The sequence below is a fragment of the Paracoccus benzoatiresistens genome (assembly GCF_026913015.1).
GTDB lineage: Bacteria > Pseudomonadota > Alphaproteobacteria > Rhodobacterales > Rhodobacteraceae > Paracoccus > Paracoccus benzoatiresistens.
Genome location: NZ_JAPTYD010000011.1, coordinates 36,308 through 50,408, shown reverse-complemented (window position 1 = coordinate 50,408; position 14,101 = coordinate 36,308). Strand labels below are relative to the sequence as shown.

The window sequence follows — 14,101 nt, the reverse complement described above, 5'->3', positions numbered from 1 at the left end:
GCTTTTCTTTCCGGGCGATTTGCCCTATAGGCCACGGCTTACATGCGCGTGGGCCCGCTTAGGCAAGAATCATGACCGCCTTCCCGAAGGCGGTTGCTTGGGTCTTTTGCGCGACAGAAACGCTGAAAAGACCGATAGGATAAGCCCATGGCCAATACGCCCCAGTCCAAGAAGCGCGCCCGCCAGATCGAGCGCCGCACCGATGTCAACAAGGCCCGCCGCTCGCGCATCCGCACCTTCATCCGCAAGGTCGAGGAAGCCATCGCCTCGGGCAATGCCGATGCGGCCAAGGCTGCGCTGCAGGCGGCCCAGCCCGAACTGATGCGCGGCGTGACCAAGGGCGTCGTCCACAAGAATACTGCATCGCGGAAAATCTCGCGCTTGGCGGCGCGCGTGAAGGCGCTGTCGGCGGCCTGATCCGCGGATCGGCCTTGGCGCGAAGCCCGTTGAAATAGCGGCCCCCGGGGGCCCAGGACCCTTGTCGGGTGCGGATGAAAATCCGCGCCCGATTTGCGTTTCTGCACCTGCGAATGTTGCAAAAATGCCTACATTTCAAAGCCTTCCAGATTCTTTCCTTTTGAGTCAAGGCTCTCGCAGATTCGGTTCGGCAAAGGCTCTGTCAAGCGCATAGTTCGGTTGCAGCCCCCTTGGCGCCATGGCTAACCTGATGGGGCGATTCACGTCGCTGTGTTGGGGACGGGCCGGTCAGCAGGGGATTCTTCGGAACCCGCGGATGGCAGGTCGGGCACGGAAGCACAGGCACTTCCTTATGCCCTCGGGTTTCTGCAGACGGCTGCCACCGGCTGCGCGGACCCTGTGTCTTGGATCTGGAATCGGGCGAAAGCCCCGTCATGCGACTCGGTTCGGGGCGCAGGGTGGGGTGTTGTCTGTGGTTCCGCCGTTCCGATGCGCGTCGCGAATCCTGTTTCGCCGGGCGACCGGCGAAGGCTGGGGACAGGATAGATAGGGCAAAGACGATGGAAGACATCTGGGGTCAGGCATGCGCCGCGCTGGAAACAAGCGTGGGGCCGAACAACTTCAACCATTGGATCAAGCCCTTGCGCCTGACCGGACTGGACGGGGGCATCGCCCATTTCGCCAGTCCCACCCGCTTCATCTCGGACTGGGTGAACCGGCACTTCGCCAAGGACATCCTGGGCGAGCTGAGCCGCCACGGCCAGCCGGTCGAGCGGTTGCGCTTCGACGTGGTCCCGCAGACCGCGCCCGGCCGCGCCCGCCCCGTTGCCGTGCCGGCAAGTCCCGCGCGCCCGGTGGGGTCCGTTGCCGCGCCCGCGACCGCCCGCGTGGCCCGCGCCGATCTGGGAGCGCCGCTGGATCCGCGCTATACCTTTGGCAATTTCGTGGTGGGCAAGCCCAACGAACTGGCCCATGCCGCCGCGCGCCGCGTGGCCGAAGGCGGGCCGGTGGGCTTCAACCCCCTGTTCCTTTACGGTGGTGTGGGGCTTGGCAAGACGCACCTGATGCATGCCATCGCCCATGACTACCAGACGCGGCACCCCATGGCGCAGGTCCTGTATCTTTCGGCCGAGCAGTTCATGTACCGCTTCGTGCAGGCGCTGCGCGAAAGCACGATCATGGATTTCAAGGGCATGTTCCGCAACGTGAACATGCTGATGGTCGATGACGTGCAGTTCATCGCCGGCAAGGACAGCACGCAGGAAGAATTCTTCCATACCTTCAACGCCCTGGTCGACCAGGGCAAGCAGATCGTCATTTCCGCCGACCGTGCCCCCGCCGAGATCAAGGGCCTTGAGGAACGCATCAAGTCGCGCCTGTCCTGCGGGCTGATCGTGGATCTGCATCCCACAACCTACGAGCTGCGCCTCGGCATCCTGCAGTCCAAGACCGAGGGCTTCCGCGCCCAGCAGCCGGATCTGCAGATCGGCGCCGGCGTGCTGGAATTCCTGGCGCATCGCATCACCACCAACGTCCGCGTCCTGGAAGGCGCGCTGCAGCGCCTGTTCGCCCATGCCAGCCTTCTGCGCCGCGAGATTACGCTGGAGGTCGCGCAGGAATGCCTGGCCGACATCCTGCGCACCAACGACCGCAAGATCTCGATCGACGACATCCAGCGCCGCGTGGCGGAACATTACAACATCCGCCTGGCCGACATGGTCGGGCCCAAGCGCGCCCGCAACGTCGCACGGCCGCGCCAGATCGCCATGTATCTGTCGAAACAGCTGACCAGCCGCAGCCTGCCGGAAATCGGCCGCCGCTTCGGCGGGCGCGACCACACCACGATCATGCACGGCATCCGCAAGATCGAGGAACTGGTCATCGAGGATCACGCCCTGGCCGAGGATGTGAACATGCTCCGGCGCCTGCTGGAAGCCTGAGCGCATGAAACGCTTGTGAGCCATCGCGGGGCTGGTTACCCTTTGGGGTGCAGGTGGCTTAGTCCATCGGTAATGCAGCCTCTCAAGGTCTAGGCAGGGTAGTGAGCCAGAAACCAGAGACGCGTGCGGAAAGGAGAGGCGATGACGTATGAAGACGCCATGCTGATCCTGATGATCGCGCAGCTTTTCGTCGCGATCATGGCGTTAGGTCGTTGATCTGATGCTGATGGCCAGACGCTTTGTTCCCGCTGCCGGGGGCGAAGAATGCCCCGCAACGCGCCAACGTTACGGGGCCACCTTTTTCAAGGTTCGTCGCTAGACAAAGCCATCCTACAGGACAGAAACGAAGATGTAACCCCGGGAAGCGTCCCGGGGTTATATTCAATCCGTCCACGAAACGCTTGTGAGCCATCGCGGGGCTGGTTACAAATCAGGTCCGCAAATGGGCCGGGATGGCCGCAGGCACAGGGAAAAGCGATGAAATTCTCGATCGAGCGCGCCGTTCTGGTGAAAGCCGTCTCTCAGGCACAGTCGGTTGTGGAACGTCGCAACACCATCCCGATCCTGGCCAATGTCCTGATCGAGGCGACCCCCGATGGCGTCAGCTTCCGCGCGACCGACCTGGATACCGAGGTGGTGGACCAGGCCCCTGCCCAGGTCGAACGCCCCGGCGCCACCACCGTCAGCGCGGTCATGCTGAACGAGATCGCGCGCAAGCTGCCCGACGGCGCGCTGGTGCAGATCAGTTCCGACGACGCGGCAGGCCGCCTTTCGGTGCAGGCGGGGCGGTCCTCCTTCAGCCTGGCCACGCTGCCGCGCGAGGATTTCCCGGTCATGGCCTCCAGCGAATACAGCGCCAACTTCAAGGCCAAGGCCGATGTGCTGCGGCGGCTGTTCGACAAGGCCAAGTTCGCGATCTCGACCGAGGAAACGCGCTATTACCTGAACGGCGTCTACATGCATGTGGCCCAGGCCGACGGCCAGCCGATGCTGCGCTGCGTGGCGACTGACGGGCACCGCCTGGCGCGGATCGACGCGCCGCTGCCGGTCGGCGCGGACGAGATGCCGGGCGTGATCGTGCCGCGCAAGACGGTCGCGGAACTGCGCAAGCTGCTGGACGACGACGACACCGACATCGCGGTTTCCGTCAGCGAGACCAAGGTGCGATTCGCCACGCCCACGCTGACGCTGACGTCGAAGGTGATCGACGGGACCTTCCCGGATTATTCGCGCGTGATCCCCCTGAACAACGCCCGCAAGCTGGAGGTTGACGCCGCCGACTTCGCGCGCGCCGTGGACCGGGTCGCCACCGTCAGCAGCGAACGTTCGCGCGCGGTCAAGCTGGCGCTCGACCAGGACCGGCTCGTCCTGTCGGTCAACGCCCCCGACGCGGGCGCGGCCGAGGAGGAGCTGATCGTGGCCTATGCCGACGATCCGCTGGAGATCGGCTTCAACGCCAAATACCTGCAGGAAATCGCAAGCCAGGTGGATCGCGACAATGCTGTCTTCATGTTCAACGGTTCGGGCGATGCGGCGCTGATCCGCGAAGGCTCCGACCAGACGGCGGTTTATGTCGTCATGCCGATGCGGGTGTGACGCTTCGCCACGTCTCGCTGGCGCAGTTCCGGTCCTGGTCCCGGCTGGATCTGGACCTGGACGGTCGGCCCCTGGCGATCTTTGGCCCGAACGGATCGGGCAAGACCAATATCCTGGAAGCCGTGTCGATGCTGGCGCCGGGCCGGGGCTTGCGGAACGCGCCCGCGCCCGAGCAGGCCCGGCAGGGGCTTGAGGCAGGCTGGCGGATCCGTGCCCTGGTCGGTGACCGGGCGGTCGAGACCGGGGCTCTGCCCGGCCAGCCGCGCAGCGTCCTGATCGACGACAAGCCGGTGGCGCAGACGGCGCTTGGGCGGCTTTTGCGGATCATCTGGCTGGTGCCCGCCATGGACCGGCTGTGGTCCGACCCGCCCGAGGCGCGGCGCCGCTTCCTGGACCGCGTGACGCTGAGCCTTCATCCCGACCATGCCGACCTGGCGCTGGCCTATGACAAGGCGATGCGCGAACGCAACCGCCTGCTGAAGGACCAGATCAACGATCCCGGCTGGTATCGCGCACTGGAAGCGCAGATGGCCGAGGCAGGGGCCGCCCTGACCCGCAACCGCCGCGACGCGCTGCAGGCCATCATGGCCGCGCAGGACGGCGGCGACTTTCCCGCCGCCACCCTGCTGCTGCTGCCCGGCGAAGGCGCTGCCGACGATCCCGACGAAGCCAGCATCGCCGCGCGCCTGGCCGCCATGCGCCCGCGCGATCTGGCCGCCGGGCGCAGCCTGACCGGCCCGCACCGCGCCGACCTGGGCGCCCACTGGGGACCGCAGGACATGCCGGCGGCGCTGTCGTCCACCGGGGAACAGAAGGCCTTGCTGCTGTCGCTGATCCTGGCCAATGCGCGCGCCCTGTCGGACCAGCCGGTGGTCCTGCTGCTGGACGAAGTCGCGGCCCATCTGGACGCCGGCCGCCGCGCGGCGCTTTACGACCGCATCGCCGCGCTGCCGGCGCAAAGCCTGCTGACCGGCACCGGACCCGAGCTTTTCGAGGCCTTCGGCGACCGCGCGCGCCACCTGTCGGTGACAAAGGATGACGGCCTGTCGCAGGCATCCGGGGACACGCGCTAAACCCTGCCAAAATCGTGGAAAAACCCCGCCTTTCCCGTGACTTTGCCTGTCGGAATGCTTATATCGGGCTCACAGGAACAGGACAGATTCACCCATGACCGCACCCGCCGCGCAGACCGCCGAATACGGCGCCGATTCCATTAAGGTTCTCAAGGGATTGGAAGCCGTTAGGAAACGGCCCGGCATGTATATCGGCGATACCGACGACGGATCGGGCCTGCACCACATGGTCTACGAGGTCGTGGACAATGGCATCGACGAGGCCCTGGCCGGTCATGCCGATTATGTGAAGGTCAAGATCCACGCCGACAACAGCGTCTCGGTCCGCGACAACGGCCGCGGCATTCCCGTGGACATGCACCCGACCGAGGGCGTGTCCGCGGCCGAGGTGATCATGACCCAGCTGCACGCGGGCGGGAAGTTCGACCAGAACAGCTACAAGGTTTCGGGCGGCTTGCACGGGGTGGGCGTGTCGGTCGTGAACGCGTTGTCGGACTGGCTGGACCTGCGCATCTGGCGCAACGGCAAGGAACATTACGCCCGCTTCGAGCGCGGCGACACCGCCGAACACCTGCGCGTCGTGGGCGATGCCGAGCCCGGCGAAAAGGGGACCGAGGTGCGCTTCCTCGCCTCGGCCAAGACGAACGATTCGAACGGGACGTTCAGCAATCTGGATTACGTCTACAAGACGCTGGAAAACCGCCTGCGGGAACTGGCCTTCCTGAACAGCGGCGTCCGCATCCTCCTGGAGGACGAACGCCACGCCGAGGTCCAGAAGACCGAGCTTTTCTATGAAGGCGGGGTCCGGGAATTCGTGAAGTTCCTCGACCGGTCCAAGACCGTCGTGATGCCCGAGCCGATCTTCATGACCGGCGAGCGCAACGGCATCGGGGTCGAGGTCGCGATGTGGTGGAACGACAGCTATCACGAAACGGTGCTGCCCTTCACCAACAACATCCCGCAGCGCGATGGGGGCACGCATCTGGCGGGCTTCCGGGGCGCGCTGACACGCGTGATCACGAAATACGCCCAGGACAGCGGCATCGCGAAAAGGGAAAAAATCGACTTTACCGGCGACGACGCGCGCGAAGGGCTGACCTGCGTGCTGTCGGTCAAGGTGCCGGACCCGAAATTCTCCAGCCAGACCAAGGACAAGCTGGTGTCGTCCGAGGTTCGTCCGGCGGTCGAGAACCTGGTGGGCGAGAAGCTGGCCGAGTGGTTCGAGGAAAACCCTGCCGAGGCCAAGGCCATCGTCGGCAAGATCATCGAGGCGGCGCTTGCCCGCGAAGCCGCGCGCAAGGCCCGCGAACTGACGCGGCGCAAGACCGCGATGGACGTGGCCTCCCTGCCCGGCAAGCTGGCCGACTGCCAGGAAAAGGATCCGGCGCTGTCCGAACTGTTCATCGTCGAGGGTGACAGCGCGGGCGGGTCCGCCAAGCAGGGCCGGTCGCGACAGAACCAGGCGGTCCTGCCCCTGCGCGGCAAGATCCTGAACGTCGAACGGGCCCGCTTCGACCGGATGCTGTCGTCGGAAATGATCGGCACCATGATCACCGCGCTTGGCACCGGCATCGGGCGGGACGAGTTCAACCTGTCGAAGCTCCGCTACCACAAGATCGTCATCATGACCGATGCCGACGTGGACGGCGCGCATATCCGCACGCTGCTGCTGACCTTCTTCTTCCGCCAGATGCCGGAACTGATCGATGCGGGGCATCTCTATATCGCGCAGCCGCCGCTGTATAAAGTCACGCGCGGACGGTCCGAGGTTTACCTGAAGGACGAAGCCGCGCTGGAGGACTATCTGATCCAGCAGGGGGTCGAGGGGGCAAGCCTGAAGCTCGCCTCGGGCGAGGAGATCGTGGGGGCCGACCTGGCCCGCGTGGTGGACGAGGCGCGGGTCGCGCGGCGCATCCTGCGCGCCTATCCGACCCATTACCCGCCCCATATCACCGAACAGGCGGCCATCGCGGGTGCCCTTCTGCCGGGCCGGATCGATCAGGACGCCCAAGGGGCGGCGACGGCCGTTGCCGCGCGCCTTGACATGATCGCCGAGGAATACGAACGCGGCTGGACCGGCCGTCCCACCCAGGACGCGGGCCTCCGCCTGTCCCGCACCCTGCGCGGCGTCGAGGAGAACCGGGCGCTCGACGGGCAGATGCTGCGCAGCGGGGAAAGCCGCCGCCTGGGCGAGATGACGAAGGCGCTGCAGGACATCTACAGCCGGCCCGCGCGTCTGGTGCGCAAGGACCGCGACCAGCCGATCTTCGGGCCGCTGGGCTTGTTGCAGGCGATCTTCCTGGAAGGCGAGAAGGGCCTGTCGTTGCAACGCTACAAGGGTCTGGGCGAGATGAATCCCGGCCAGCTTTGGGAAACCACGCTGGATCCCGGGGCGCGCACCATGCTGCAGGTCCGCATCGAGGACGTCGCCGAGGCCGAGGATCTGTTCACCAAGCTGATGGGCGATGTGGTCGAACCGCGCCGCGAGTTCATCCAGCAGAATGCACTGAGTGTCGAGAACCTGGATACCTGATTCAACCTGTGGCAGATCTGTCTCGTCCGGGGCCCAAGGCGGGCCTTGCGGCGAAACATCGGACAAGAACGATTGCCGCAAGAACGGTTTTTGGCTATCCCGGGGAAATTCATGGCGATTCGCAGCGCGATTGCCTGCTCTTTATTCAAGGAGTCTGTCATGCGTCACATCTCGCGGTTTGCGACCTGTGTGCTTGGTGCTGTTGTTGTTGCCTCGACGGCATCGGCGGGCGGCTATGTCGCCCCCGTAGCCGAACCTGTTGTTGCCCCCGTCGTCCCCGTCGAGCCGGTCGGCGATTGGGCCGGCGGCTATGCCGGCGGATCGATCGGCTATGCCTTTGCCGGCGACGATGAGATCGGGCTTGACCTTTACCGTGGCGATACCCTGATCCAGCGGAACAGCGATCTGGGCGAAGCCAACCTCAAGGGCGTGACCGCGGGCCTTCATGCGGGCTATCGCTGGCAGCGCGACAACTGGGTCTTCGGCCCCGAGTTGTGGGTCGAGGGCGGCAGCGTGGATGGCAGCGACAGCTTCCCTCTGGTCGGGACAGAGGCCGAGCTTGAATCCTCGCTCAACTATGCCGTGGGCTTGCAGTTCAAGACGGGCTATGCCGTGAACCCGCAAACGCTGGTTTATGGCACGGCGGGTGCGGTTTACGGCGATTTCGACTATGATCTGGAAACGGTGGCCGGGTCCGAGTCCGTGAATTACGACGAGACCGGCTATACGCTGGGCCTAGGCGTCGAACGCAAGGTGCGCGACAACCTGTCGGTTTTCGCCGAATGGCAGTATCGCAATTTCGGCAAGACCGATGTCGAATTCGGAGAGGGCGCCAACAGCCTCGTCAGCCGCGCTACACCCGAGCATCACCATGTCAAGCTGGGCGTGAACTTCAGCTTCTGAGGCCGATGGCCAAAGAATGCAGGGGCCGGGCGCGCAGCGACCCGGCCTTTTTCATGCCCGCCGCCCCGATTGGCGCACGGCCCCCACCGGCAAGGGAAGCGCGCGGCTGCCCCCGCAGGCAATGGCCAGGCCCTGCTGCACCAGCGCCGACAGGGCGGGACTGTCGATGGCAAGCCCGCCCGTATAGGCCCCGAAGGCCGGCAGGATCAGGTGGTCGCGCCCGACCAGGAAGCAGCGCCGCCGGTCGCCCGCCAGCCGGACACAAGGGTGGAAATGGCCGGACACATCCGGCCCCTGCCCCGCCTGGTGGCGCAGGACCAGTCCGTTGGTCAGTTCGTCCACTGTCTCGCCCGGCAGGCGCGGACAGACGGGGGCCGGGTCGTGGTTGCCGCTGACCCAGATCCAGCGCCGCCCCCAGGCCATGCCGCGCAGCCGGTCGCAAAGCATGTCGGGCAGCGCCAGGGCCGCGGCATCGTCGTCGAAGCCGTCGCCCAGGCTGACAACGGCGGCGGGATCGGTCGCCACGATCTCGGCCTCCAGCCGGTCCAGCGTCGCCAGAACCTCGTAGGGCGGCAACAGCGATCCGCCGCGCCGGGCCATGCGCTCGGACTTGCCCAGGTGCAGGTCGGCCACGACCAGCCAGCGGCGTTCCGGCCAATAAAGCGCCCCGGAGGGCCGCGCCTCCAGCGCATGGCCCGCGAAGTCGAAGGCATGGGTCACGTCAGGCCCGCCTCGGCCATGAGGGCGGCGGCCTCGGCCTCGGCGAGGCGCTCGCGGCCCTGGCCCGCGATCGGGACGCGGCCGAATTCCAGCAGCAGGGGTGCGGCCAGCGGCGTCACGCGGTCCAGCATCCGGTGGTCGTGGTGGGGGGAATGGTCCAGCATCTCCTCGATCCGGTCGAAATCGACAAGGCCCCGGCGCGCCTCCTCGGCGGTGACGCGCAGCAGCAGGTGGTCGGGGTCGTAGCGGCGCAAGGTATCGTAAAGGATGTCGCTGGAAAAGGTCGCCTGCTTGCCCGACTTCCGGCCCCCCGGCATGTTGCGCTGGATCAGCCCGGCGATGATCGCGACATTGCGGAAGGTCCGCTTCATTACGGCATTGCCCGCCAGCCAGTCGCCCAGACCCGCGCGCAAGCTGCCGCGATCCAGCAAGGGTCCGGGATCGGTCACGGGATCCAGCGACCAGATCCAGAGGGCATAGTCGGTGGCCAGGAAGCCCAGGGGGCCAAGCCCCGCATCCTCCATCGTCTTGGTCATCAGAAGGCCAAGCGTCTGCAGGGCATGACGCCCGGCAAAGCCGTAAAGCGCGAAATGCCACTGGCCGCGATGCGGGAAGGTTTCGCTCAGCAGCACCCCGGGCTGCGGCAGGGTGCTGATCCGGGCCTGAAGCGCCAGCCAGTCGGCGGTATCGCGGGGCAGCACCCAATGGCGCGCGGGATCGCCGACCAGCGCCTGCACCCGATGCGAAAGCTGGGTCGAGGTCGCCAGCTTCAGCCCCGAATAGACCGCGATCCGGGGCTTGCGCGTCGGCTGCCTCGTGACCTCGACCGTCATTTCGCGCATGGCGTCGTATCGCACGGTCTGGCCGCCGATCAGGAAGGTGTCGCCCGGCACCAGGGTGGCCGCGAAACCTTCCTCGACCTCGCCCAGCAGGTTGCCGCCGCGGCCGCGCAGGCGGACCTTCAGCATCTCGGCCTCGACAATGGTGCCCACGTTCATGCGCAGCTCGCGCACCGCACGGGGGTCTCGAAGCCGCCACAATCCGTCCCGCAGCATCAGCCGCTGCCAGCGGTCATAGGCCCGAAGCGCATAGCCGCCGGTCGCCGCGAAATCCAGGCAATCGTCGAACTGTGCGCGCGTCAGGCCGCGATAGGGTCCGGCGGTCCGCACTTCGGCGAACAGCGCGTCCGCGTCGAAAGGACCGGCGCAGGCGGTCAGCAGGATATGCTGGCAGAGCACGTCCAGGGGTCCGGGGCCGCGCGGCTCGCCGTCAAGGTCGTGTTCATGGACGGCTTCAAGGGCGGCCACGCATTCGATCACCTCGAAGCGGTTGGCGGGCACGATGCGCGCGCGGGAAGGGGCGTTGTAGCGGTGGTTCGCCCGCCCGATCCGCTGGACCAGCCGCTTGACGTTCTTGGGCGCACCGATCTGGATCACCAGATCCACCGAGCCCCAGTCGATCCCCAGATCCAGGCTGCCCGTCGCCACCACGGCGCGCAACTCGCCCGCCGCCATCGCCGCCTCGACCCGCTGGCGGGCTTCGCGGGCCAGGCTGCCGTGGTGCAGCCCGATGGGCAGGTTGTCGTCATTGGCGGCCCAGAGCGCCTGGAAGAACAGTTCGGCCTGGGCGCGGGTATTGATGAAGATGATGGTGGTGCGGGCCTGTTTGATCTCGGCAAGAACCTCGGGGATGGCGTAATGACCTCCGCCGCCCGACCAGGGCGCGGGGCGGGCGGTCGCCAGCATGGCGATGTCGGGCTCGGGGCCGGGATCGGCCTGGATGATCCGGGCGCCGCCCATGAAGCCGGCCAGGGCGGCCGGATCCTCGACGGTGGCGGACAGGCCCGTGGTGGCCACGCCCGGAGCCAGCGTCCGCAGCCGCGCCAGGCACAGCATCAACTGGTCGCCGCGCTTGTTTTCCGCAAGCGCGTGCAACTCGTCCAGCACCACCCGGCGCAGGCTGCCAAAGATCTGCGGGGCCTGTTCATAGGACAGCATCAGGGCCAGCGATTCCGGCGTGGTCAGCAGGATCTGCGGCGGATCCACCCGCTGGCGCGCCCGCTGCGAAGTGCGCGTGTCGCCGGTCCGATCCTCGACCCGGATCGGCAGGTCCAGGTCCGCCACCGGGCGGGCAAGATTGCGCGCGATATCTGCCGTCAGCGCCTTCAAGGGCGAGACATAGAGCGTGTGCAGCCCCTTGTGGCCGTCCTTCAGATCGACCAGCGACGGCAGAAACCCGGCCAGCGTCTTGCCGCCCCCCGTTGGCGCGATCAGCAGGGTGTCGCCATCGGCTTCCAGCAGGTCAAGCTGATGCGGATGCGGCTGCCAGCCCTGGCGGGCGAACCACTCCTGGAACTCGGGCGGCAGGGTCACAGGATCATCGCCTTCAGCGTGGACAGGTGATCGGCCTCGACGGCCGGCTTGTCCCAGCGGATGCGGCTGATGCGGGGAAAGCGCATGGCCACGCCCGACTTGTGGCGGCCGGAGGCGTTCAGGCCTTCGAAGGCAACCTCCAGCACCAGCTTGGGCGCGATGGACCGCACGGGGCCAAAGCGTTCGATGGTGTTGTTCCTGACGAACCGGTCCAGTTCGCGCAGTTCCTCGTCCGTGAAGCCGAAATAGGCTTTTCCCACCGGCACAAGCTGGTCGGCGTCCCACAATCCGAAGGTGAAGTCGCTGTAGAAGCCCGACCGCTTGCCATGCCCGCGCTGCGCATAAAGCAGCACGGCATCGACCACATGCGGGTCGCGCTTCCATTTGAACCAAGGCCCGCGCGGGCGTCCGCCGACATAGACGGAGTCGCGGCGCTTGATCATCACCCCCTCGATCACCGGAACGGGGGGCTCGGCCCGCAGCGCCGCCAGATCGTCCCAGGTGGTGAAATCCAGCAGGGGCGATACGTCGATGCGGTCATTGCCGAAATCCGCGCCCTCCAGGACAGCACGGCGGTCCACAAGGGGCAGGTCGCGCAGGTCGCGGCCCTGCCAGATCATCAGGTCATAGACCCGCAGGCTGGCCGGGTGGCTGTCCAGAATGGTCTTGCCCACCTGCTTGCGGCCAAGGCGTTTCTGCAGGTCGCCGAAGACCGCCACGTCGTCGCCCCGGCGCACCAGCAGTTCGCCGTCCACAGCACCATCGAATTCCAGCGCCTCGATCAGGTCGGGGAAGCTGCCGCTGATGTCTTCTCCGGTCCGGGAATACAGACGCCGCACGCCACCGTCGTTGATGGCCTGGACGCGGATGCCGTCCCATTTCCATTCGGCGATGTAGTCGGCCGGATCAAAGGCCTGCAACTGGTCCAGATCGACGGGCGTGGACAGCATCACCGGACGGAACGGCGCCTTTGCCGCATGTTCGGGCCGCGTCCCGCCGGCGATCCAGTCGAAGAGCGGCTGATAGGGCGGCGTCAGCCCGTGCCAGATCTCCTCGATCTGGGCCACGTCGGGGACGCCCATCTCGGCCAGGGCCATGCGCGCCATGCGGGCGGACAGGCCAATGCGCATGTTGCCCGTCGCCAGCTTCAGGAAGGCCAGCCGCTGCGACGGGCCAAGCCGGTCCAGCATCCCGGCGATGGCCGCGGGAAGGCCAGCCTTGCCCGTCTCGGACAGCAGTGCCACAGCCTGGTGCAGGGGCACATCCTCGTCCCGGTCGGTGTCCCACAGCAGGGCGATGGTTTCCGCGAGATCGCCCACGAAGTCATAGGACAGCGCGAAAAGCTGCTCGTCCACGCGTTCCACCATCAGCCCGCGCAGAAGGCCCGGCGTCACGGTGCGCAGCTTCAGATCGCCGGTCAGCGCGGCCAGGGCAAAGCCGCGATCCGGGTCGGGCGTGGCTTCCAGGTAATGCCGCAGCAGCCGCAGCTTGGCGTTGCGCGCGGGCGTGAAGGCCTGGCGTTCCAGAAGATTCGCGAAGGCCCTCATTCCGGCTCGTCCTCGTAGCCAACCAGCCGCAGGGGGCGGGCGGGGATGCCCTGCAACTCGCACCAGCGCAGCAACCCGTCCTCGGCCCCGTGGGTGATCCAGACCTCCTGCGGGGCGAGTTCCGTGATGGTCTGCGTGACCTGCGGCCAGTCCACGTGGTCGCTGATGACCAGGGGCAGTTCGACCCCGCGTTGCCGGGCGCGGGCGCGAACCGCCATCCAGCCCGAGGCAAACCCGATCACCGGATCGCGGAACCGCTGCACCCAGGCCGAGGCAAAGGCCGAAGGCGGGGCGATCACCAGTTGCGCCTCGACCTGGTCGGCGGTCGCGGGCACCAGCGGGCCAAGGTCGATCCCCTGTTCCACATGATAATCGCAAAGCCGCTGCAAGGCGCCGTGGATGGCGATCGGGCCGTCGATGCCCGCCGCCCGCGCCAGCATGATCAGCCGCTGCGCCTTTCCCAGGGCATAGGCGCCGATCAGGTGATGGCGTTCGGGGAATTCGGCCATGCTGGCCAGCAGGCGCACCATCTCTCCGGCCGGGTCGGGGTGCCTGAAGACCGGCAGGCCGAAGGTCGCCTCGGTCACGAAGATGTCGCAGGGAACCGGTTCCCAAGGCGCGCTGACCGGGTTCGGATGGCGGCAGTAATCGCCCGAGACGACGATCTTCGGGCCATGGTCGGGCTGCACCGCGATCTGCGCCGATCCCAGGATATGGCCGGCCGGATGAAAGCTGACGGTCGTGTCGCCGATGCGGACCGGGCCATCCGCCACCTGCCGCTGGCCCGCGAAATCCTCACCATAGCGGATCGCCATGATCTCCAGCGTCTGGCGGGTGGCCATGACCGCGCCATGCCCCGACCGGGCGTGGTCGCCATGCCCATGGGTGATCAGCGCGCGGGGCACCGGGCGGATCGGGTCGATGTAGAAATCACCGGGGGGACAGTAAAGCCCGGCGTCGGTCGGGTGCAGGATCTGATCGGCGCGCATGGGCTTGAAGA

At 66.7% G+C, this 14,101-nt stretch carries 10 protein-coding genes; 6 read left to right on the top strand and 4 right to left on the bottom strand.

Annotated elements, in window-relative coordinates:
* The first annotated feature begins 147 nt into the window (after positions 1-147).
* The 6 genes from rpsT to OU682_RS10315 all read left to right on the top strand — a co-directional run bounded on the left by rpsT (position 148) and on the right by OU682_RS10315 (position 8,462).
* Positions 148-417: a 30S ribosomal protein S20 gene (gene rpsT / locus OU682_RS10340; protein WP_207472085.1), complete on the top strand. Its 270-nt coding sequence runs from the start codon at positions 148-150 to the stop codon at positions 415-417.
* Positions 418-977: 560 nt separating this feature from the next.
* Positions 978-2,357 carry a chromosomal replication initiator protein DnaA gene (gene dnaA, locus OU682_RS10335; protein WP_268942027.1) on the top strand — a complete coding sequence of 460 codons (1,380 nt, stop codon included), beginning with the start codon at positions 978-980 and terminating at the stop codon, positions 2,355-2,357.
* 477 nt (positions 2,358-2,834) lie between these two features.
* Positions 2,835-3,953: a DNA polymerase III subunit beta gene (dnaN, locus tag OU682_RS10330; protein ID WP_268942026.1), complete on the top strand. Its 1,119-nt coding sequence runs from the start codon at positions 2,835-2,837 to the stop codon at positions 3,951-3,953.
* Positions 3,950-5,026 (top strand): DNA replication/repair protein RecF, encoded by a 1,077-nt coding sequence (gene recF, locus OU682_RS10325; RefSeq protein WP_268942025.1) that lies wholly within the window; start codon positions 3,950-3,952, stop codon positions 5,024-5,026. Before dnaN ends, recF begins: the two co-directional genes overlap by 4 nt.
* 94 nt (positions 5,027-5,120) lie before the next feature.
* A complete protein-coding gene (gyrB, locus tag OU682_RS10320; RefSeq protein WP_268942024.1) occupies positions 5,121-7,559 on the top strand; it encodes a DNA topoisomerase (ATP-hydrolyzing) subunit B in 2,439 nt (812 codons plus the stop codon).
* Positions 7,560-7,718: 159 nt separating this feature from the next.
* Positions 7,719-8,462 carry an outer membrane protein gene (locus tag OU682_RS10315; RefSeq protein ID WP_268942022.1) on the top strand — a complete coding sequence of 248 codons (744 nt, stop codon included), beginning with the start codon at positions 7,719-7,721 and terminating at the stop codon, positions 8,460-8,462.
* 51 nt (positions 8,463-8,513) lie between these two features.
* Here OU682_RS10315 and pdeM read toward each other — a convergent pair whose 3' ends face one another.
* The 4 genes from pdeM to OU682_RS10295 are packed head-to-tail and all read right to left on the bottom strand — an operon-like array spanning position 8,514 to position 14,090.
* Positions 8,514-9,182 (bottom strand): ligase-associated DNA damage response endonuclease PdeM, encoded by a 669-nt coding sequence (gene pdeM / locus OU682_RS10310; protein ID WP_268942021.1) that lies wholly within the window; start codon positions 9,180-9,182, stop codon positions 8,514-8,516.
* Complete coding sequence (locus tag OU682_RS10305; RefSeq protein ID WP_268942020.1) at positions 9,179-11,554, bottom strand: ligase-associated DNA damage response DEXH box helicase; 2,376 nt, start codon at positions 11,552-11,554, stop codon at positions 9,179-9,181. The genes pdeM and OU682_RS10305 overlap by 4 nt, the downstream gene beginning before the upstream one ends.
* Positions 11,551-13,101, bottom strand: coding sequence for a cisplatin damage response ATP-dependent DNA ligase (locus tag OU682_RS10300; protein ID WP_268942019.1), 1,551 nt, complete (start codon positions 13,099-13,101; stop codon positions 11,551-11,553). The genes OU682_RS10305 and OU682_RS10300 overlap by 4 nt, the downstream gene beginning before the upstream one ends.
* Positions 13,098-14,090, bottom strand: a complete 993-nt coding sequence (locus OU682_RS10295; RefSeq protein ID WP_268942078.1) for a ligase-associated DNA damage response exonuclease — start codon at positions 14,088-14,090, stop codon at positions 13,098-13,100. The genes OU682_RS10300 and OU682_RS10295 overlap by 4 nt, the downstream gene beginning before the upstream one ends.
* Positions 14,091-14,101 lie beyond the last annotated feature (11 nt).

Bases quoted from the DNA above. Each gene is read 5' to 3' on its own strand.
- rpsT (WP_207472085.1), top strand. From the start codon at position 148: ATGGCCAATACGCCCCAGTCCAAGAAGCGCGCCCGCCAGATCGAGCGC.
- gyrB (WP_268942024.1), top strand. From the start codon at position 5,121: ATGACCGCACCCGCCGCGCAGACCGCCGAATACGGCGCCGATTCCATT.
- dnaA (WP_268942027.1), top strand. From the start codon at position 978: ATGGAAGACATCTGGGGTCAGGCATGCGCCGCGCTGGAAACAAGCGTG.
- OU682_RS10315 (WP_268942022.1), top strand. From the start codon at position 7,719: ATGCGTCACATCTCGCGGTTTGCGACCTGTGTGCTTGGTGCTGTTGTT.
- OU682_RS10295 (WP_268942078.1), bottom strand. From the start codon at position 14,090: ATGCGCGCCGATCAGATCCTGCACCCGACCGACGCCGGGCTTTACTGT.
- dnaN (WP_268942026.1), top strand. From the start codon at position 2,835: ATGAAATTCTCGATCGAGCGCGCCGTTCTGGTGAAAGCCGTCTCTCAG.
- OU682_RS10300 (WP_268942019.1), bottom strand. From the start codon at position 13,101: ATGAGGGCCTTCGCGAATCTTCTGGAACGCCAGGCCTTCACGCCCGCG.